We start from the raw sequence: 21,320 nt of genomic DNA, 5'->3' as shown, positions 1-21,320 counted from the left end.
CCTCCCCATCTTCCCCTACTCCCCAATAGCTGTAAGCGCTCATCAGGCGTATGCGTACACGATTTGATTGCCAAAGGACACAAAGCAAAAACTGGCTACTGGGCACAAAAAGACGGTGGCATGATGCTGAGGCATTCTCAATCGACGAAGCACCAAGCGATTGTAGCTCTTGATCCCTTGGTGCAAAACGACTGTGTTCACTATAAGCTTTACGAGTGGAAAATTGTTGTCGAATGACACACGCAAGAGAAAATTTAATGCTATGCTGTTGTATAGACTCGGATCTACGCGGCTTCAACGCCCAAACTTTGTCAGGACCGGAAGGTAGCAGCAATACGGGATGCTTGTAGCAGGCGTAGTCTCCGGGTCGCCCCATTTTAGGAGCGCAAAAGCAACAATGCCTGGTTTTGGAGATATTGTAAAAAAAGCTTTTTACCTTGGTGTTGGGTTAGCTTCTTACGCGGGAGAGAAAGCAGGTGGGACAATAACTGAACTGCGATCGCAAGTCCAAAAGCTGGCAGATGAAATGGTTGCGCGGGGTGAAATGACAACAGATGAAGCCCGGCGCTTTGTGGAAGATATGATGAAGCAAGCTCAAAATGCACCCACATCTGACACAGCACCAAATAAAACACCTCCTTCTGAACCGCGCCGCATCGAGATTGTAGAGGAAGATGAGGAGTCAACGACTGTGAAAGTGACTTCATCTACTGAGAATGTTGATAAACTACGCGATCAAGTCAGACAAATGCAAGAAGAACTGCGTAGGTTGCAACGCGATAAGTAGTTGGAGTGCTGATAGAAGTGCTTGAACTCAGTACCGAAACATTTCTCAACTCATGTAAAATTTTTGTTCAAATGCGCTCGTTATGGTATACAAAAGTGCTTCAAGCCATGTAGCATTAAGCGTCCAGTAAACAATTTATCAAGGACGTCAAGTTTATGGAAAAGTGGCAAAAAGAGTTTTGGGACATGATGGAAACAGTGGCAGATGAAGTAGAACGCTTCTTCGTGGGAATGACGGAGATAGTAGACACCTTTTTTGAGATGACAGAAGAAATTACCGAGCAAGTACAAAATACCGTTGCCACTGAGTTAGAGCAGTATTTGCAGGAATTGACTGATCCACTTTTGGAAGTTTACTGGGAATTAGAAGACACTGTTATAGATGACGTTGATTTGGGTTTTCCTTATCCTGTTGAACCCTGTCAAGAAAAAAATCCCGCTTGTATTGGTTGTCGTCATTACCACGGTCAAGTGTATAGTGGAAATTTATTAGTTTGTGGTATGCATCCCTACGGTTGGGAAGATGAAAATTGTCCAGACTGGGAACAGGAAGAGTTATAAGTTTGATGTTAGTCGTTAGTTGTTAGTGAGAGTGTTTAAAAACTAACTACTAACTACTAATATATAAATTATGTTTAATCAGTCAAGAGTCATAACTAAAAAACGAATAATTATGGAAATCAAATATGGAGAACGCAACATTGCGGAAGGGCAACTGATAACATTTCCCAATCCGCGTGTTGGAAGACAATATGACATTAATATTACTCTGCCAGAATTTACGTGTAAATGCCCGTTTTCAGGCTATCCTGACTTTGCCACGATTCACATCAGCTACATTCCTGATGAACGAGTCGTGGAATTGAAGGCGCTCAAACTTTATATTAATAGCTATCGCGATCGCTATATTTCCCACGAAGAAGCTGCCAATCAAATTTTAGATGATTTTGTTGCTGCCTGTGACCCAATAGATGTTACCGTGAAAGCAGATTTCACACCCCGTGGTAATGTACATACGGTGATTTCAGTACGGCACCAGAAGAAGGCGTAGAAATCTGACACTATTGTAAAAGATTAGACTTTTGCCCTTCAAGAAGAGGTAAAATGCAAGGACTTTGGCTCGAAGAGAATCAACTACAACTACGAACCGACATCCCCATTCCCGAACCTGCACCAGGGGAAACTTTGGTCCGTGTTCTGTGTGCTGGTATCTGTAACACTGACTTAGAACTGAAGAGGGGTTATTATCCGTACACTGGTATTCCAGGTCATGAGTTTGTTGGTATTGTTGAACAAGGACCAGAACATTTAATCAATCAGCGAGTTGTCGGAGAAATCAATGCTGTTTGCGGAAAATGTCGGTTCTGTCGTAGTGGACAACCTACTCATTGCGAAAATCGTACTGTCCTTGGTATTGTCAACCGTAACGGTGCCTTTGCTCAATACCTCTGTTTGCCAACACAGAACTTGCATCCTGTACCTGAAAATATTCCTACAGAAGTCGCAACTTTTACCGAACCTTTAGCAGCAGCCTTGGAAATTCAGCAGCAGGTACAGTTAAGTCCAGATAACCGGGTGCTTGTTGTTGGTGATGGTAAGCTGGGGATACTGGTGGCACAAACAATAGCTTTAACAGGCTGCGATCTCTTGGTAGTAGGGCGTCATCGAGACAAGCTTGCTCATTTAGAAGCACGGGGCATAAAAACTGGTTTTGCTGATACAGTGTCTGATAGAGCTTTTGATATTTCTGTGGAATGTACTGGTAACTCAGAAGGTTTTGCGCTTGCTCGCCGTGCCTTGCGTCCACGCGGTATTTTGGTACTTAAGAGTACTTATGCTGGTAAACTGAGTCTTGATGCTTCATCTTTAGTTGTGGATGAAATTACTCTCATTGGTTCCCGGTGTGGTCCTTTTCTACCTGCACTAGAACTTTTAGCACAAGGAAAAGTTGACGTCAAATCTCTGATTCATGCTCGTTATCCTCTAGCTGATGGACTGGCTGCTTTTGAACGTGCTCAGACAAAGGGGGTTTTAAAGGTGTTATTAGAAATTGGAGTTTAGACTATGACACGAAAAATAGCCCAGCGATGCGCTCGTTAAAGATAGTTGATACCAGAAAATTAGAAAATTACTTAGCTAAGCAGGGATTATGTTCTTTAACTGCTGCAATTTTGATGAAATCTACAATTTTGGCAGTTTTTGATTTCTTTAATCAGAAATTTGGCTTTTAGTGTCGTGTCACGCAAGTGCGCTCACTTGCGGTAATTAGTCAATTGGAGGCTATTTAATCAATGAAAAGCTTTTTGGCTCTAGCCGCAGCGCAGGTAGCGACTAGTTTAACACTCTGTGCGACTTCCATCATTGCTTCTACTAATCTGGCTCAAGCTGCTGATTTAACATTTAACTGGAAGGGTGAAGCCGGTTATTCGGTTTCTGGCTCATTCAGCTACGATGAAACCACTACAAGAGCCATAATTTCCGAAAGAGGTGCAGGATCTACAAAAGCTTTGGAGTCACTATCAGTTTCTTTTTTCAATCCATCACAGCAATTGATTGGAAGTGGAAAGGAGGTTGTTAATGGTATATCAAGCAATCAGTTTTTCGAGTTTAACTTTGACACGACTACAGGCAATTTCTTTGGCGCTTTTGATGTAGGCACTGGTACAAGCATAGGTGATTTTTTTATCAGCAATGTTGAGGCTCCCGGTCGTATCTTCATCTCTCCAGGACAGACCTATTATCTTTACCAAAATGTTACACCAGACAATAGTCAATTACTCGATTCGAGTACGAATCGAGTTAAAGCATCTGCGGTTCCTGAACCGACAACTGTTTTGGGAATCCTGGTAGTTGGCATGTTGGGTGTTGCACTCAGCAGCAACAGAGTTGCATTCTTCTCAAGGAAGCCAAAGAAAATTCAGAAGGCTGTGCTTACAAGTATGTTTTCAAAGCTTTGCAGGTTGGAAGTCTGAGGGGACACAAACAAAGTAGTTGCTCCGCAGGCTAAGGCAGCGCATCTTAAGCTTACGCCACGCAAGCTATCATAAGGAAATGGTATTGAAATCAATGAGTTATGAGTCGTTCTTTTTCAAAACTCACAACTCATAATTCCTAATAAAGCATTGGATTCGTTTTTGGTTGATAATCCAGACAATTTATTGCTTCTTCTGTGTTAGCAACAGAGGGACGAACAGTGCATTTCAGGTGGTAATCATTGGTAAAATACTGGCAGCCTGTACAAGGAATTTGATGCATTTCCTGCGCTCTACTAACAGTGTCTCGCGTTGCTGTCCAAAGACTCCAAGCAACAAGAAGAATTAACGCCCAAGCACTGAGAAAGCAAATCGGGATGATCAATGGCTGAATAAAATGAATGAGGTAAGACAGTAGTTGCAACACGACAAGTCCTAACAAAAGTTACGAGTTTTGATTTTTGAGTTAGGAGTTTTTCATTTTGACCTTATCAATTATCAATTATCAGTTACCAGTTATCAGTTTGAAGAAGAATTCAGCAATTCTGAATTCAGTATTCACCAAGAAATAAATAAAGAATTGCGACTCCTGACTCCTGACTCCTGACTCCTGACTCCTGACTCCTAACTTCTCACTTTGTGATGTTTGACAGCGGTTTTCAGCTAAAGTGGGCATTGCTCGCCAATATCTTAAATGTATTATTACATAAGCTTTTGGTGGCAATGCCTACCCGATGATTTGTGGTTTAATCATAAGAATCAGCGCTGTCAGTTAAATACCAGCATGACCAATTGCTAACCCAGCAACGAGCATACCTAAAACGAGAAATGGTTGAGCACTTGCTTGATATTTGACATCATTTCCTAGAGGATCACGTAGGAAGTACATATCCTGGAAGGTGATTTGCGGAATGATGAGTAGTGCGAGAATTGCTGCATACAAGTTCTCATGGATGTAAACTAGATAAGCAGCGATCGCCACTTGAAAGACATCAATCATGACTACGCAAATCCACGCAGCAGTTGTCACACCAAACATCACAGGAAGTGATTTTAATCCGAACTTGCGATCGCCTTCTATACTCTTGAAGTCATTGACAATGGCGATACCCAACCCTGCCAAACTATAAACCACGGTGAGAACGACAATTTTCCAATTGAGTGTACCAAATAAAGCATGACCTGTACACCAAGGCAAAGCGATGTAGCTTGCACCAAGGGCATAAGTTCCTAACCAACCGTTCTGCTTGAGCTTCAAAGGTGGTGCGGAATAGATGTATGCTATAAAAGAACCCAATATGGCAGTCACTGTAATTGTGGGGAAGTCATGACCTGCCCAAACATCCAAAACAAAAGCTAAACCAATACCTGCAATAAGTAATACTAGAATCTGCGTAATAACCTGGGGTAAAGGAATTGCTCCGGAGGGGATTGGGCGATATGGTTCGTTAATCGCGTCAATTTCGCGATCATAATATTCATTAAGGGTTTGTGTGTAACCCGTCAAACAAGGTCCTGCTAGCAACATACACGTTGCTGATTTGAGGACATTTTCCAGAGTCCATGTGTAATCGCCGGAAGAAGCGGCACCGCAAACGACGCCCCATATCAGGGGAATCCAAGTGATGGGCTTCATGAGTTGCAGGCGGATTTTCCAAATAGATGTTTCCCCAGACGCTGCACCTTTCATACCCAGCAGTTGCCTAGTTTTGGCACTACGATCAACACTGGCTTTAACTTCCTCTGTTGGTGTTACCGAGTTGAGGACGTCTGGTGAATTTGGATCTGGAGTCATGGGAGTTGATTCAGACATAAAGCGTACTTCCAGTTATCAGTTATCAATGAACAGTTATCAGTTATCACTGTTGGGTGTTGATTGATAACTGTGTCCTGTTTTAACTCCTAGCTTGCTTAGAAAGAGATGATCAAATATTGGTTTTGAAACTTTGCTCCAATCACTGGTTTGCCACTGAGAGCAGGAGGTAGGAAGATATTACGTCGTTGGTCTCCTGCTTCTATGGTGACTTCTGGACCATACTGAGTTAGTTTAACCTGCTTTTTGTCAAAACCAGGCAAAAATAAGCGTACCTGACGCGTGTTTACGTCTATTTCTATAGGCTTAGGAGCCTGTAGTGCTTGCGCTGTAAAATTAGGTAGGGCATCGAGCAGCGGTTGCCACTCACCCCCTTTGACGTCTGGAACAACACTGATAGGTAGGGGAGTAAATTCCTCTGTAAGGTTTACACTTATGTCAGAAGACACTAGGATAACGCCGCCAATAGTGAGACCAACTTGTTGGGCACTACCCCAAAGATAACGGGTTGTTGCGACTTCTATAGGATCATTGGTTGTCACAAGGAAAGCAGCAATACGTTTGGGATCGGCAAGGGCAGCTTTTCCTTTGTCTAAGAAATTATTGACTTGGTTGGTGGGTAGGGAGAAGTTATCTGATGTCCAGTTGACATTGAAAAAGGTGCTAATGAGCGGTTGAATCAAGGGTGATTCGGAAATTGTTTTTCCTAAGTCGGAATTAACAAATAATTGGCGAAACCGTCGCACATACCAACTCAGAGACTCTGGCATTCCCAACATCCGTAAGGTGGAAGAGTCGCCTGAGCCATCATAGACTATCACGTCATATTTGCCGCTTTCGTCATACTCGCGGATGGCATTTAGGGCGAGGGCGCTGTCCATTCCTGGTAAGACTGCTAGTTCTTGACCGTAGATATCTTTTAGGATGGGTGTACGGAGGTATTGTGCCTCCAGTTTTTTGACTTCCTCCCAGCTGCGTTCTAGCAGTACTGCTGTTTGGAACTGTACGACTTGCAATCTTGGAGCAATTTCTTGAGGATCACAACCAACAGTTGCTCCCAAGAGGATTGACATTGCTGGTTCTGCCTGTCCAGCTAGAAGAACACGCTTTCCTTGATTTGCCAATAATTTGGCTGCGGCGATCGCAATTTTTGTGCGATCGCTACCGCCTTTGCCCAAAAATGTCAGTATCAGGGCCATTACCTTGATTCCTATTTTTACCGCTGGTTTTTCAATTCCAACTTAGCACTCAGCTTCTTTTAGCAGCTTCATACCCAAGTTCTGATTGCCAGACGCAGTTCAAATTCAAAATTCAAAATTTTTGGAATTTTGAATTTCATCCTTAGGGGGGTTGACTTTTCTGCTACTGGATGATTTTGAGTTCATCTTCAAAAAACCAAGTGGCAAAATTATCTTCAAACTCGACCACTACGCCGACACCGCTACTATCGGTCATTTTGTAGCCTTTGATGGTGCCGACTGGATTTTCCTTTATCTTTTTGATCACATTAGCAGATAAGCGATCGCGCAAACGAACGACTTTAACTTTTTGTCCGATTTCCATGCCAACTTAAAATACAACAAACCAAGACTCAGTGTAGCTGAATCTGTGACTCAGAGGGAGTAGGCCAGACTAATAACTCATGAGTACTGACTAGAATGAAATCAATAAGTCAGCAGGTGTAAGCAGATGTATGTCACAGCGCAGCAGCTAGAACAACAGATGCCCGATGCAAGTGGGTTGTTAAGTGATGAGCCAGAAATGGAAAGTTCTTTGCACTATATGCAGCTACTGCTCTTGGTGAGTTGCTTGGAGTGGTTGTGGCGCGATCAAAATGATTTCTTTATCGGTGCGAACCTAACTATATATTTTAGTCGCCAGCAATTGCGGAATCGGGATTTTAGAGGACCAGACTTTTTTTTGGTGAAGAACACGGAAAAAAGACCTCGTAATTCCTGGGTTGTTTGGGAGGAAGATGGGCGTTATCCAGACTTGATTATTGAGTTACTTTCTCAAAGCACAGCCCAAGTTGACCGAGATCTGAAGAAGAATCTATATCAAAATCGATTTCGCACTCCAGAGTATTTTTGGTTTTCACCGGAAAATTTGGAATTTGTTGGTTTTGAGTTAGTAGGGAATGAATACCAAGAAATTATACCAGATGCACAGGAATGGCGCTGGAGTCAAGTGCTAGGTCTATATTTGGGTGTAGAGGCAGATAAACTGCGGTACTTTACACCAGAAGGGGATTTAGTACCGACACCAGAAGAGGCAGCAAGAGTAGCACAACAAACGGCGATCATTGCACAGCAGCAGGCTTCCCAGGCACAGCAGCGGGCTTCTGAGGCAGAATTGCTTTTGGAACAAGAACGCGAGCGATCGCAATTGTTGGCACAGCAGTTGCGAAAATTGGGTATTGATCCAGAAAGTTTAACTTAACCGTTATAAATTTGAAGTCAGAGGTAGCACCTTATGTATCAGACTGATCCACCCCGTCCACCACAGGAAGTCTTACCAACGATGTATGATTTGCCTAGTGAATTAGTGGGAGAATCCGGATTGCCAGATGAATTTCATATTTTTCAACCAAGACTACTCAGCGAAACCTGCCAACCTTCTAACTATCCTAGCGAGGAAATTTTAATTGCTACTGACTTAAATCTCTACTACGATCCTCGTCATCCATTGTGGTACAAGCGACCTGATTGGTATATAGTTTTAGGTATTTCTCGTGCTCAACAACAACAAGACTTGCGCTTGAGTTATGTGATTTGGCAAGAGGGAGTTGATCCGTTTTTAGTCGTTGAGTTACTTTCTCCTGGTACAGAACAGGAAGATTTGGGACAAACTCTGCGAGAAGTCAACAAACCTCCAACCAAGTGGCAGGTTTATGAGCAAATTTTACGTATTCCTTACTATGTTGTGTTTGACCGATACAGCAATCGACTGCGAGGTTTTCGATTAGAGGGAACTCATTACCAAGAATTATCTTTATCTAACCAACGTTTGTGGCTAGAAGAGATACGACTAGGTTTGGGAGTTTGGCAAGGTTCCTACGAGAATATAACAGGTTTATGGCTGCGTTGGTACGATGCGAATAATCAATGGATACTAACATCTACACAACAAGTTGAACGAGAACGCCAACGGGCTGAACAAGAACGCCAACGAGCCGATAGACTAGCAGAGTTTTTGCGTACTCAGGGAATTGATCCGGATAATTTGCCTCAAATGTGAAAAAATGACTGACTTAATATTCAGCATTGAGTCAGCACAAGCAGCTATTTGTTTAGCAACAGTTAGCACAACAGTTCCGATTGTTAAGAAGTGAGTGAGCTACAGAGTTTCGTTTAGTTCTCCATAGCTAAAACCAAAGATAAAATCTGCTGCAAAATATTCAATTAATCGTATAATTTACGAGGTAATTTTAGTACACTTTTAAAAAAACTTATTCTTCCAATAGAAGTACAACGGGAACTTTCATAGCTCTTGGGCTTCATTGAGAGAAATTTGGTGTGTAGGTTGTGAGCGAGGAAGCTAGAATTGTTGCGAACAATGCGAGGAGTTGTCCGAAAGGCGGGGAAGTTAAAGCGCATCTTGCCAATTAATGAACAGTGGTTGGCAAAGTTCGATTTACTGAGAACTCTGGTACGACGAGATTTAGAAGCACGCTACAAGGGTTCAATCTTAGGAAACTTATGGCCTTTGTTGAATCAGCTATCGCAGTTGCTGATTTATACTTATGTATTCTGGATTGTACTAAAGGTAAAGCTGAGCCTTAAAGGTTTACCAGAAAACAACTTTACCTTTGGTTTGTGGTTATTTTCTGGCTTAGTGCCGTGGATTGCTTTCAGTAGTGGTTTGATGCAGGCGGCTTATTCTGTGATCACACAGACAAACTTAGTCAAAAAGGTCGTATTTCCCTTATCTTTGTTGCCGCTAGTGCCGATTTTCTCAATGTTCATTGAGAGTTCTTTTGGTTTAATGGCATTGATTTTTTTTGTAGCGGTCACAACTCATACTATACATGTAACTTTGGCGCTATTACCGCTGATTTGGATACCACAATTATTACTGACAGCAGGATTGGGTTACATAGTCGCAGGGCTGAGTGTGTTTTTGCGAGATATTCCGCAAACTTTGGGAGTTATTTTAAACATTTGGTTGTATTTAACACCAATTTTTTATCCAGCAACGGCAATACCAAAAGAATGGCGGAATTGGGTTTTTTGGTTAAATCCGATGACGGCTTTTGTGGAAGTTTATCGTGATTTGGTTTTAGTGGGAGAGATGAAGCATTGGGCAGAGTGGGGAGTTGCTTCTGTCATTTGTGTGGTTGTCTTTAGTTGTGGTTTTTGGATGTATCAACGGTTACGACCTGCTTTTGCTGATGTGTTATAGCTTTAAAATTAAACTTATGTCCTAGCATCAGTAGAGCTACCATTCGACACAGTTCGGATAGCTTAATAATCTCTTGTTGAAAAAGAAAGATTGTTGTGAATTGTGTACTTTGCTTCCTGTATATGTGGTGTTATGAGTGATGAGATTGTAATTTCACTTAAAAATGTATCAAAGTGCTATAAGCGCTATGCTCGTCCGGTAGATAGACTCAAGGAAATTTTGCTACCTGGTAAGAACCATGCACAAGAGTTTTGGGCTTTGCGAGATATTAACCTAGAGATTTCCGAAAGGGAAACTTTAGGAATTATTGGTCAAAATGGTTCAGGTAAAAGCACAATGCTGCAAATTATTGCTAAAACCCTGATACCAACCACAGGAGAATTACACGTGCGTGGCCGTGTTTCAGCACTATTAGAACTTGGTAGCGGGTTTAATTACGAATTTACTGGAAGGCAAAATGTCTTTTTTAACGGTAGATTGTTGGGATTAAGCAAAGAGGAAATAGAACAGAAGTTTGATAGCATTGCTAAGTTTGCAGACATTGGAGATTTTATTGATCAGCCTGTAAAAACATACTCAAGTGGTATGTTTGTGCGCTTAGCTTTTGCAGTTGCCGTGAGTGTTAATCCGGACATTCTTATTATAGATGAAGCTTTAGCAGTTGGTGATATTTACTTTCAGCAGAAATGTTTTCAAAAAATCAGACAACTTCGAGATTCAGGAACAACACTTTTATTTGTTTCCCATGATCCGGTTGCTGTATATAAACTTTGTGACCGAGCAATTTTGCTGGAATCAGGGCAATTAATTTTGGATGCTAAACCAAGACAAGTTATTGATTTGTATGAAGCTAGACTTCTGAAAAAGAATGACGCAGCACCTGAGAAAGTTGAAATTCAAATGTCATCTCATGCGAATGGAAACAAATTACAGGAAAACACAAGTGATGTAGCTAGTTCAGAGAAATCTGAAGAGGTCGTTATTAATTTACCAGAAGTTAGTATAAAGTTTATTAAATTTTTAGATGAAAAAGACAAAGAAATTGAATCTGTTATCAGTGACCAGAGTATGCAGCTATCTATAGGATTGCTGTTCTTAAAGTCTTTTGATGATCCACATATTGGCTTCAAAATTAGGGAGCGAACTGGAGAAGTTGTTTTTGAAACAAACACAGCCTGTATGGGAGAAAAAGTAGGTAGAGTGAATTGTGACACTTTATTGGAAATTCGTTTTCAATTTCAAATACCTATCAGACCAGGCGAATATACAATTACAGTAGGTGTAGCTGACGGTTACCTTGGAGAAGGTTTATTTAGACAAACATTACTTTATGCTCATAATTTTGCGGTTTTAAAAGTACTAAGAAATCAAGAAGCAATACTTTGGTCAGGCATTGTCAATCTTTCTCCTACTATATCTCTTTTTACAAGCAATCATGTTTGACTTGATAATTCAAAAAGCAAAAGAAACAGAATATGATTTTAAAAAAAATGTATATCCAAACGAACAACTTGAATTTAGTTTCAATCATCGGATTGATGACTACAAGTTAAAGTGGTCAGTTGCTCATGTCTTGAAACCTTCTTCAATTTTAGAAATAGGAGTTGGGTTTGGTTATTGCGCTGCAGCGTTTCTACATGGACACCCTGCTGCTAGCTATGTTGGTCTTTTAGATATGGATTCTCATAAGAGTTTAAATGGAGTCGTTGATTGGGCAAAAAAAATTACGACTCAATTTACGACTGAATTTATGATTACTGATACACAAGCAATGAAACGCTTGCCCGGTGATATTTACGATCTCATTCATGTTAAGAGACAACAAAATGAAGATGCTTCTTTTCATGATTTAAAGCTTGCTATTCACCAGGGACGCTATGTACTACTCGATGGTTTCTTGGGTACACAGCAAAATTTTATGGCTATTGGCTGTTTTCTATTTCGTTATGCAAATATTTTAGATTGGTATGGAGTAATACCAGGATATTCAGAACAACTTCTGATAAAAGTTTCTGAGGATTATTTAAGGCAAGTTGCTCAAGAAGAGCAATCTAACGTTAATTCCAGTTTAGAGATTCGTGAAACTTACACATCTGAGTATTATACCCAAGACTGTGGTGGTTATGATGCTTACAAAAAAAATCAAGGGAAAAAGTTAGAAGATCCAAGACTAAAAGCTGTTGCGACTATAGCTAGTTTAAAACAATCAGGACGCGTACTCGACCTTGGATGTGGTCGTGGTGAACTGAGTTTCTATTTTGCGCATCGAGGTTTTTCAGTCACAGCTATTGACTATTCACTCAATGCTATTGAGTTGGCAAAGAAGTGTTTTGATGGTGAAGACCAACTCAAGGAAAAGGTAGAGTTCATTTGTCATGATGTTTGTCATGTGCCTTTGTCTGGTAAGTATGATTTAGTCTTTGCGTCTGATGTGATTGAACACTTATCCTTTGAGGAAGTGGATACGCTTTATCAGAAAATAGCACGACATCTTCAACCAGATGGATTATTTGTTGTGCATACGTTTCCGAATCTTTGGTATTACAAATACGATTATCAACGCAAAAGGAAAATAGCTGCTTCTGTGGGAGCTTATTTACCAACAGAACCACGTTCAAGATACGAACTGCTGATGCATATTAATGAACAATCTCCACGGATTTTGAAAAAGCAGTTAAGTAAAGATTTTAAGAATGTCTTGTTATGGTTTGGTACTCCAGAAAATTCAGGCGGAAGTCTCATCAGAAGATTCTCAATCAGAGAAATGTCTGCTGCTCCTAGTCTATTTGCGATCGCCTCACATAAACAGATAAATCAGGAACAGCTAAAAAATACTTTACAAATGTCTCAGTTACCAGCTATTCCTAGTGGACAAATCAAGATAATAGTCATGGATTATCCAACCAAAGCAAATGTGAGTAGTGAGTTTGAAATTCAAATAGCAATAGAAAACAATAGTGATTTTATCCTGAATAGCTTTGGTTCTTATCCTGTTCATATCGCCTATCACTGGATGAATGCTCAAGCGAGCGAGTGTCTTGTGTTTGATGGAGAGAGAACAGGTTTATTTCCGCCGTTACAAAGAGCTGAAAAGACTGTTTTGCAATCTTTCCTGGGAGGTCAAAAAGCGAAAGAAATATTATATACTGCCAAAGTGAAAGCACTTCCTGAAAAAGGTGATTATGTTTTGAGAGTCACACTGGTGCAAGAAAATATACGCTGGTTTGATAATGTACCAACTCAGTTGATGAAAGATGTTTCCATCACTTTAGTCTAGAAGCGGAACTAATAACCAGTAAATAAAAGTTTTGTAGGAAAATTATAAAAATGATTAATGCTAACAATCCTGAAATCAATATTGACGAATTAATGGAAAAAATACGGGCTGAGGTGGCTAAGCGTCACAGTCAATCTCAGTCAGTAGAAACGACACAATCAGAAACGAAGACAACATACAAAGAATTACCTTATATAGCACCAACATTTAATTATAATTTCATCCACTTAGAAACTTTGCTAAGAAATGCGGAATCTAGAGCGATCGCCCGTACGAAATGGCCAGATCATCTTAGTAAGTTTCCTTATAATTTCATTAAACCTATACAAGTCATAGCTTTCAAAATACTAAATTTTATTTTCAAAGACCAACGAGAAGTCAACTTTAATGTCATTCGTGCTTTAAAAGAATCTGTCGCTCTTAATCGACAACTCATAGAACAAATCAAAGATTTAAAAACACAAATAGAATACTTGAATGCTGTAGATGCTCGCCTGGAAGGAATAGAAGAACGCTTCAGTACAGTGGATACTTGTTTGCAAGTCATGGAAGAGGGTTTAGGCGTTGTATCGAATCGTGTTCCAGGGATAAATGAGGACTTGAATAATTTCAACAGTTGGATTGGTGGTATACAAAAGCGCTTGGATGCTGTTAATAACCAAGACCATCTCATCAATGAACATTTAAGTACTGTTGATTCTCATATTCAAGGATTAAATGAACATTTAAGTACTGTTGATTCTCATATTCAAGGATTAAATGAACATTTAGGTACTGTTGATGCTCGTATTCAAGGATTGAATGAACATTTAGGTACTGTCAATAGTCACGTACAAAACTTGCACGAGCAACATCTGAGAAACGACAGTTTCCTTAAAAACGACTTAGTGCAGCAAAAGCGCTTGATAACCATGTTTTTGGAAGAAGCGCAGCGACGATTAAAAGAACCTCTGAGTAAAGAACATCTAGAAACTTTTGTCAAAGAAGAACAACATTTGTTAGACGCCTTCTACGTCGCTTTTGAAAACCAATTTCGAGGTACCCGTGAAGATATTCATAACAGATTAAAAGTTTATCTACCTTTACTTGAGGAAGCTAAGGTTGGTACACCCGATTCTCTAATTCTGGATGTGGGTTGTGGACGTGGCGAATGGTTGGAACTACTGCGGGAGTCTGGCTACACAGCAAAAGGTATAGATATAAACAGAGTCATGTTACAGCAGTGTCGCGCTATTGGACTAGATGTGATTGAATCAGATGTTATTGAATATTTGCAGTCTTTACCGGATGCAAGTCTCGGTGCAGTTACTGGTTTTCATATTATCGAGCATTTGCCATTTGAGACGTTGATGAAGTTATTTACTGAAACAGTTAGAGTTCTTAAACCTGAAGGATTAGTCATTTTTGAAACCCCAAATCCAGATAATATATTAGTTGGCAGTAATGCCTTTTATACAGACCCAACTCATCGCAATCCTTTACCAAGCCCCACAATCAAATTTATTGCTGAATCTTTTGGTTTATGCAAAGTCAAAATCATGAACCTTCATCCTTTAGAGAATCAAAAATTAGCTGTAGATGGTTCTCTTCTCGCTGAACGTTTTAATCAATATTTTTATGGACCTCAAGATTATTCTCTGATTGGATACAAACATGGGTAGCTACAGAATTGCAGTCGTAGTGCCAAAAATGGCAAGTGGTGAAATCGGTGGGGCTGAACGCTTTCACGAAGGATTGGCAAACTCATTGAACTGTTTGGATACTCATGCAGATCTTGTAAAAGTTGTCATTGATGAATCAAACTTTGAAACAATAGAGGAATCCTACCTCCGTTGTTATGACTTAGATGTGTCTGCATATGATGCAGTCATTTCAACAAAAGCGCCTACCTATCTTGTGCGTCACCCTAATCATGTATGCTATCTACAGCATACTATTAGAGTTTTCTATGACATGTTCGACAGAGAATTTCCCTATGCCGATGAAACTTTAAAAAAACAGAGAGAACTGATACATAAATTAGATACAGGATCCTTAAGAACTCCAAGAACTCGAAAAGTTTTTTCCCAAGGACACGAAATCCGAAATAGACTTCTCAAATGGAATGGTATAGACAGTGAAGTTTTGTATCCTGGCATAGTTTTGAATTGTACTCAACCAAGAAATTATGACTATATATTTATGCCAGGAAGACTACATCGTTGGAAACGGGTAGATTTAGTCATTGAAGCGATGCGCCATGTGAAACATCCCGTTCATCTGAAAATTTCAGGTATGGGTGAAGACGAACAACAATTACGCAGTCTTGCTGGTACTGAAGAACGTATAGAATTTTTAGGGCGAGTTGACGACTCAGAACTCATTAATTTGTATGCAAATGCTTTAGTCGTACCGTTTGTACCAATTCAAGAAGATTATGGCTATGTGACTTTAGAAGCTTTTGCTCATGCAAAACCAGTGATTACCTGTGAAGATTCTGGTGAACCCTTGCAATTTGTGAAAAACAGTATAAACGGTTTTGTTGTTCCACCTCAAGCAGAAGAAATTGCGAAAGCCATAAACTACTTGTTTGAAAATCCAGAACAAGCAAAAATCATGGGTAACAGAGGCAAGCTTGATACAAGTTATATTACCTGGTCTAATGTATCTCAAACGCTTTTGAATTTTTTACGAAGGTAAATGGAGGTCACGTGACTCAGCATTCATCATTCCAAGTTACTGTCTTAGATATGCAGCCTATTGATCCGCCTGTTGGTGGGGGAAGACTGAGGCTACTGGGTTTGTATCATGGGATGGGTGATAACCTTCCAACAACCTACATAGGAACCTATGATTGGGAAGGTGAAAAGTATCGAAAGCACCGTTTGAGCAGTACTTTAGAAGAAATAGATATTCCTCTGAGTGAAAAACACTTTTCTGTTTGTGGCGAATGGCAAGCACGGGTAGGTGGTAAGACTATTATCGATTCTTGCTTTAATTTACTAGCTTACCATTCACCTGAATTTGTGGAAACAGCTCTTGATAAAGTCGCTGAATCAGATATTGTCATCTTTTCTCATCCTTGGGTATATCCTCTGGTTAAAGAGAAGTTAAGAGTACGTCCACAGCTTGTGGTTTATGATTCACATAATGTAGAAGGCTTTTTGAGAACTAGTTTATTAGATGATGGTGCTTATGGCACTGAAATTGCTAAAAACGTCGTCAGTATAGAGTATGAACTTTGTCAAAATTCAGATTTAATTCTTGCCTGTTCGCATGAAGACAGAGAATTATTTCATAGACTGTATAATCTTCCTTTTAGCAAAATAGCTGTTGTCCCTAATGGCGTGTTTACTGATAAAATTCATAAGAGTGCCAGTCTCAAACAAGCAGCCAGAAAAAAATTAGGTTTAGGAAACAGTCCACTCGCTATTTTTCTTGGTAGTTCCTATCCACCAAATATTGAAGCAGCAAGTTTTATTATTGAAAAGTTAGCTCCTGCTTTGCCTCATGTCAAATTCGCTATCTGTGGAGGCGTAGGTGGTAACTTCAACCAAAGAGAAATTATTGAGAGAAATATTAATAACGTCATTATCACAGGTTTTTTACAAGAAGAAGAAAAACTGACTTATCTAGCAGCAGCTGATCTTGCTCTGAATCCAATGTTCTCTGGATCAGGTACGAATATCAAAATGTTTGATTACATGGCGGCTAGTCTACCTGTTATTTCAACACCTATCGGAGTACGAGGTATATTTCAAGGTTCAGAACCATCATTTCTGATTTGTACTGAAGAAAAGTTCGTCAACAGCATTGAGTCTTTGCTTAAGGATCAAAAGTCTGCTGAAGCTTATGGCGCTGCAGCTAGAGATGTCGTAGAAAGAAAGTATTCTTGGCAATTAATTTCCAAAAACTTAGGGCTTCTGTTGTACAGAAATAGAGTGAAGCTGGATAAACAGCGCCCATTTTTTAGTGTGATTATTCCGACATATGAAAGACACAGCAAGTTAAAGGAGTTACTTGACTGTTTACAAAATCAGGTTTTTAAAAATTTTGAAGTTATTATCGTTGACCAAAGTCAGACTTCATGGAATCCAGTTCAAGAATATTCTCAGCTAGATATTCTTTATATCCACACTAACATTCGAGGAGCTGTTACAGCGCGAAACACAGCCGCCTTTTATGCTAGAGGAGAAGTCTTAGCTTTTACTGACGATGATTGTTTACCACAGGTTGATTGGCTCAAGAATAGCAGAAAATATTTTGAAAATAAATATGTCGTTGGTGTAGAAGGGTTGATTGTTTCAGATAAACTCGAAGACAGTAATTACCGTCCTGTGACGAATCTTGGATTTGAAGGAATTGGTTTTATGACTGCCAATTTATTCCTCAGACGGGAAGCGTTTCTAGCAGTTGACGGGTTTGATGAATGTTTTGAGAATCCTCACTTTCGTGAAGACACTGATTTGGGTTGGCGAATTTGTCATTATGGAAAAATTCCATTTGCACATGATGTGTGTGTCTTTCATCCCCCTCATCTTCGGACTGAGATTCGTGAAAGTTGTGAAGAAAGAAATCGTTTTTTTGAAAAAGATGCACTGTTAATGAAAAAGCATCCTGAACGTTATCGAGAACTCTTCTTAAGGGAATCTCATTATACGAAAACTCCGGGTTTTCGAGAAAACTTTCTGAGAGGAGCAAGAAAGTATGGTGTAGAGATTGATAATTTTTATTTAGAACTTTTCGGGGAACAAAGAGTTTATTTAAAATTATCTAAAATAGGCAAATAACCTATCTATTTTGGGGTCAATTTTAGATAAAGAACTTGAAATCTAGGTGTGTGTGGTCAAGAGGAGATTTTTAAATGCATCTATCTGTCATAATACCCTGTTATAACGAACTAGGAACCATCGGTCAAGTTGTTGCAGCCGTTAAAGCATCTCCTGTAAAAGGGTGCGAAATTATTATAGTTGATGACTGCTCAACAGACGGAACGCGTCAACTACTCAAATCTAAGATAGAGTCACAAGTCGATCAAGTTATTTATCACAGGAAAAATCAAGGTAAAGGCGCAGCTTTGCGTACTGGCTTTGCTGCTGCAACAGGAGATATTGTCATTGTTCAAGATGCTGATTTAGAGTATGATCCACAAGAGTATCCTCTCATCATTCAGCCGATTATTGATAACAAAGCGGATGTCGTTTTCGGCTCTCGTTTTCAAAGTGGTAGACCTCATAGAGTTGTCTATTATTGGCACAGAGTCGGCAATGGATTTTTAACAATGTTGTCTAATATGTTCACTAATATCAACCTTACAGACATGGAAACATGTTATAAGGCATTTCGACGGGAAGTCATTCAAGCTATCAAGATACAAGAGAATCGATTTGGATTTGAACCGGAAATAACTGCCAAAGTTGCAAAAATGGAATGTCGCATTTATGAGGTGGGTATATCATATTATGGTCGCACTTATAAGGAAGGTAAAAAGATAGGTTGGAAAGATGGATTTCGAGCTATATGGTGTATTTTAAAATACAATTTGTTGACAAGTTAAAAAATTAGCTTCTATGAGGTAAACTGAAAAATAATCATTAACATCTATAATATGAAGTTTTTGTTCAGACCTCAATTTCTGGTGTATGTCATCTTTTGTATTGTGGGTGTGTTTAACGCATTTCGTCCTACAATCATGTCTGGATTTGCACATATGCAAACAGATCCAGGTGATACACGCTTAAATCATTACTTTTTAGAACATTTTTTTCAGGTCATTTTTAATAGGAACTACGTTGGTGAATTATTTTCACCAGCGTTTTTTTATCCATATAAAAATGTTCTGACTTTTTCAGATAACTTGTTTGGTTCAGCTCCTATCTACTTTATACTGAGGGCATTTTTTTCACCAGAATTGTCATATCAGTTGTGGATGATTGTCGTTTGTGTGCTATGCTTTGTTAGCTTTGCTGTATTGATGCGATATTACAAAGTCGGTCATATAAGCGCGGTAATTGGTGCTTTCCTTTTTGCATTTGGAATGCCAAGAATTGTTCAAATAGGTCATCAACAGCTGCTTCCTCAGTTTTTCACACCACTCGCTTTTTTGTTTGTCTGGAATTTCCTGAGATACCCAAGGAATAAACCACTCGCATATTCACTACTGTTTATCTATTTTCAAGTGCTTGCAGGCATTTACTTGGGTTGGTTTTTAATGTTCTCTTTAGCTATTTTTACTGCAATAGCTTGTCTATTAGATAAAAGTATTTGGCAGCGTTTCATTGTCTATTTTAAGCAGAATTATAAAGCAGCTATTTTGATAACTGGTGTCTGGCTGTTACTCATGCTTGGGTTACTAGGACCTTACATAAAGGCTAAGGGAATACTTGGTTCTCCCTCCTACGGACAAGCAGACTCTATGCTACCAAGGTTTTCCTCATGGTTTTTACCAGCACCTGATAGTTTTTGGTGGTCTTTGTTATCAGGGAATTCCAAGAACTTACCAATGTCTCATGAACACCACATCTTTCTCGGATTTTTGACTTTATTGCTGATTGCTCTGTCTATACATACCCTACTGTATCGCAAAAATATATTGAATGATGAAAGAACTCTACTCGTAAAAATTTGCTTACTTGTAGCTTTGACTATTTTTATTATGACTCTGCATGTGTCAAATACTTGGTCGATTTGGAGAATAGTCTATGCAATTGTACCTGGCGCTTCGGTGATTAGAGCAGTCAGTCGTATATGGACAGTATTTTATTTCTACATCCTGATTGCGGTGATGCTTTGTCTAGACTCTGTGCTGCTGACTATTCTTAATCAGCGGTTGCGTATGATAGTAGTCAGTCTACTTTGTATTGGGTGTGTCTTAGAACAAATTGTCACTAACTCATATAATTTTGCACTTGCACCTATAACAAAAGACGTTGCACAAATTCAGGAACTAATGGAAAAGGATTGCGATGTTGCATATGTCATTCTAAAACCTGAAGAACCACCTTGGTCATCACAACTCTCGGCTATGTGGGCTGGTATTAAAGCTAATGTACCTGTTGTCAATGGTTATTCAGGTAATGTACCACCTAACTATGGTACTATGGAAGACTCTATGAGTACACCTCAACTCATCAATTGGCTAGGAGAAGACAAAAGAGGACAACTTTGCATCATATCTGACAAGTCTGTGAAAAACGATCAGAAGTTAGTCTCTATGTACTCGGTGAAACAAAATTCAAAGACTTCAGGTAATTGGACTTCTTCTCAAATACAACTGCCGATTAATAAAATCTTCTCACAAGAAATCAAATTTTATGAAATTCCTAAAACTGTAAAAATAGATTCAGCGATTACAGTCCCAGTTATCGTTAAAAATATCAGCAACTTCTTATGGTCTACTAAAGGTAAGTATCATACAAGCTTCAGTTATCGTTGGCTAGACTCTGAAGGAAAGTTAGCAGTTTTCGATGGCGATGGCGATCGCACACCTCTTCCTTTTGATTTATCTCCCACAGAGTCAGCAGCAATAAACGCAGTTATTAAAACTCCTGTAAAACCAGGACAATATAGCTTGATTTTAACAATGGTTCAAGAACACGTTGCTTGGTTTCATAACAAACAAGCACAGTCTCCTAAATTTGAAGTGTCTGTGACTTCAAATTCTTAATCAAGGATAAAAGTCTGGCTAAAAACAAAAGTCAATGGTTGTGAGGAAACTTTATGAGTCTACAAGAATTTTTTTTACTGCTGATGTCTGTCATCGCTAGTGTAGCAGGGCAATTTTTTTTAAAGCTTGGTGCGCTGAAATTAGGAAGCTTAAATCCAGGAAACACTGTTAGCCAAATTCTTAGCATTGCTACAACGCCTGAACTACTAGCTGGATTAAGCTGCTATGGTTTAGGAGCTCTTGCTTATATTCTACTTTTAACTAGAGTCAATCTGAGCATTGCAGGTCCATCTGTGTCTCTGGTTTATGTTTTCTCTGTTTTAATGGGTTATTTCATATTTAGAGAACCTATTCCTATGACGCGTTTGGTAGGCTTAAGCTTCATTGTCAGTGGAGTGATATTGGTGATTTGGCAAAAGTAAATGA

Annotated in this window: 21 protein-coding genes and 1 other RNA gene; 18 read left to right on the top strand and 4 right to left on the bottom strand. The window is 39.5% G+C overall.

Annotated features, from left to right (window positions below; all coding sequences use genetic code 11):
* The 7 genes from DP117_RS15740 to DP117_RS15710 all read left to right on the top strand — a co-directional run.
* Nucleotides 1-237, top strand: a 237-nt coding sequence (locus DP117_RS15740) for a hypothetical protein (RefSeq protein ID WP_169219237.1), incomplete at its 5' end; no start/stop codon positions are given.
* Between the two features lie 38 nt (nucleotides 238-275).
* An RNA gene (ffs, locus tag DP117_RS15735) (signal recognition particle sRNA small type) lies at nucleotides 276-372 on the top strand.
* Between the two features lie 25 nt (nucleotides 373-397).
* Nucleotides 398-787 (top strand): phasin family protein, encoded by a 390-nt coding sequence (locus tag DP117_RS15730; protein WP_169219236.1) that lies wholly within the window; start codon nucleotides 398-400, stop codon nucleotides 785-787.
* A gap of 155 nt (nucleotides 788-942) precedes the next feature.
* Nucleotides 943-1,347 carry a hypothetical protein gene (locus tag DP117_RS15725; protein WP_169219235.1) on the top strand — a complete coding sequence of 135 codons (405 nt, stop codon included), beginning with the start codon at nucleotides 943-945 and terminating at the stop codon, nucleotides 1,345-1,347.
* Nucleotides 1,348-1,459: 112 nt separating this feature from the next.
* Nucleotides 1,460-1,837 carry a preQ(1) synthase gene (gene queF / locus DP117_RS15720; protein WP_169219234.1) on the top strand — a complete coding sequence of 126 codons (378 nt, stop codon included), beginning with the start codon at nucleotides 1,460-1,462 and terminating at the stop codon, nucleotides 1,835-1,837.
* A gap of 53 nt (nucleotides 1,838-1,890) precedes the next feature.
* Nucleotides 1,891-2,847, top strand: coding sequence for an alcohol dehydrogenase catalytic domain-containing protein (locus tag DP117_RS15715; RefSeq protein ID WP_169219233.1), 957 nt, complete (start codon nucleotides 1,891-1,893; stop codon nucleotides 2,845-2,847).
* Nucleotides 2,848-3,077: 230 nt separating this feature from the next.
* Nucleotides 3,078-3,758 (top strand): PEP-CTERM sorting domain-containing protein, encoded by a 681-nt coding sequence (locus tag DP117_RS15710; RefSeq protein WP_169219232.1) that lies wholly within the window; start codon nucleotides 3,078-3,080, stop codon nucleotides 3,756-3,758.
* 139 nt (nucleotides 3,759-3,897) lie between these two features.
* Here DP117_RS15710 and DP117_RS15705 read toward each other — a convergent pair whose 3' ends face one another.
* The 4 genes from DP117_RS15705 to DP117_RS15690 form a co-directional block, all read right to left on the bottom strand.
* Nucleotides 3,898-4,185 (bottom strand): hypothetical protein, encoded by a 288-nt coding sequence (locus DP117_RS15705; protein ID WP_169219231.1) that lies wholly within the window; start codon nucleotides 4,183-4,185, stop codon nucleotides 3,898-3,900.
* A gap of 345 nt (nucleotides 4,186-4,530) precedes the next feature.
* The gene (gene chlG / locus DP117_RS15700) at nucleotides 4,531-5,571 is read right to left on the bottom strand and encodes a chlorophyll synthase ChlG (RefSeq protein WP_169219230.1); all 1,041 of its coding nucleotides are present in this window, start codon (nucleotides 5,569-5,571) and stop codon (nucleotides 4,531-4,533) included.
* A 98-nt stretch (nucleotides 5,572-5,669) separates the two neighbouring features.
* Nucleotides 5,670-6,770 (bottom strand): ArsA family ATPase, encoded by a 1,101-nt coding sequence (locus DP117_RS15695; RefSeq protein ID WP_169219229.1) that lies wholly within the window; start codon nucleotides 6,768-6,770, stop codon nucleotides 5,670-5,672.
* Between the two features lie 163 nt (nucleotides 6,771-6,933).
* Nucleotides 6,934-7,134: a DUF2862 domain-containing protein gene (locus tag DP117_RS15690; RefSeq protein ID WP_169219228.1), complete on the bottom strand. Its 201-nt coding sequence runs from the start codon at nucleotides 7,132-7,134 to the stop codon at nucleotides 6,934-6,936.
* Between the two features lie 126 nt (nucleotides 7,135-7,260).
* Here DP117_RS15690 and DP117_RS15685 point away from each other — a divergent pair, with 126 nt between their 5' ends.
* The 11 genes from DP117_RS15685 to DP117_RS15635 all read left to right on the top strand — a co-directional run bounded on the left by DP117_RS15685 (nucleotide 7,261) and on the right by DP117_RS15635 (nucleotide 21,316).
* Nucleotides 7,261-8,010: a Uma2 family endonuclease gene (locus DP117_RS15685; RefSeq protein WP_169219227.1), complete on the top strand. Its 750-nt coding sequence runs from the start codon at nucleotides 7,261-7,263 to the stop codon at nucleotides 8,008-8,010.
* 33 nt (nucleotides 8,011-8,043) lie between these two features.
* A complete protein-coding gene (locus tag DP117_RS15680; RefSeq protein WP_169219226.1) occupies nucleotides 8,044-8,808 on the top strand; it encodes a Uma2 family endonuclease in 765 nt (254 codons plus the stop codon).
* 318 nt (nucleotides 8,809-9,126) lie between these two features.
* Nucleotides 9,127-9,972, top strand: a complete 846-nt coding sequence (locus tag DP117_RS15675) for an ABC transporter permease (protein ID WP_169219241.1) — start codon at nucleotides 9,127-9,129, stop codon at nucleotides 9,970-9,972.
* A gap of 132 nt (nucleotides 9,973-10,104) precedes the next feature.
* Nucleotides 10,105-11,415, top strand: a complete 1,311-nt coding sequence (locus tag DP117_RS15670; RefSeq protein WP_169219225.1) for an ABC transporter ATP-binding protein — start codon at nucleotides 10,105-10,107, stop codon at nucleotides 11,413-11,415.
* On the top strand, nucleotides 11,408-13,249 hold the full coding sequence (locus tag DP117_RS15665; protein ID WP_169219224.1) for a class I SAM-dependent methyltransferase: 1,842 nt from the start codon (nucleotides 11,408-11,410) through the stop codon (nucleotides 13,247-13,249). The genes DP117_RS15670 and DP117_RS15665 overlap by 8 nt, the downstream gene beginning before the upstream one ends.
* A gap of 50 nt (nucleotides 13,250-13,299) precedes the next feature.
* Nucleotides 13,300-14,910: a class I SAM-dependent methyltransferase gene (locus DP117_RS15660; RefSeq protein ID WP_169219223.1), complete on the top strand. Its 1,611-nt coding sequence runs from the start codon at nucleotides 13,300-13,302 to the stop codon at nucleotides 14,908-14,910.
* Entirely contained in the window at nucleotides 14,903-15,928 is a 1,026-nt protein-coding gene (locus DP117_RS15655; protein ID WP_169219222.1) for a glycosyltransferase family 4 protein, read from the top strand. Before DP117_RS15660 ends, DP117_RS15655 begins: the two co-directional genes overlap by 8 nt.
* Nucleotides 15,929-15,939: 11 nt before the next feature.
* Complete coding sequence (locus tag DP117_RS15650) at nucleotides 15,940-18,018, top strand: glycosyltransferase (protein WP_169219221.1); 2,079 nt, start codon at nucleotides 15,940-15,942, stop codon at nucleotides 18,016-18,018.
* A 74-nt stretch (nucleotides 18,019-18,092) separates the two neighbouring features.
* The gene (locus tag DP117_RS15645; RefSeq protein ID WP_169219220.1) at nucleotides 18,093-18,785 is read left to right on the top strand and encodes a glycosyltransferase family 2 protein; all 693 of its coding nucleotides are present in this window, start codon (nucleotides 18,093-18,095) and stop codon (nucleotides 18,783-18,785) included.
* 153 nt (nucleotides 18,786-18,938) lie between these two features.
* On the top strand, nucleotides 18,939-20,894 hold the full coding sequence (locus tag DP117_RS15640; RefSeq protein ID WP_169219219.1) for a hypothetical protein: 1,956 nt from the start codon (nucleotides 18,939-18,941) through the stop codon (nucleotides 20,892-20,894).
* 53 nt (nucleotides 20,895-20,947) lie between these two features.
* The gene (locus tag DP117_RS15635) at nucleotides 20,948-21,316 is read left to right on the top strand and encodes an EamA-like transporter family protein (RefSeq protein WP_211176137.1); all 369 of its coding nucleotides are present in this window, start codon (nucleotides 20,948-20,950) and stop codon (nucleotides 21,314-21,316) included.
* Nucleotides 21,317-21,320: the final 4 nt, after the last annotated feature.

This window comes from Brasilonema sp. UFV-L1 (assembly GCF_012912105.1).
Taxonomy (GTDB): Bacteria; Cyanobacteriota; Cyanobacteriia; order Cyanobacteriales; family Nostocaceae; genus Brasilonema.
This window is presented reverse-complemented; position numbering and strand designations above follow the sequence as displayed.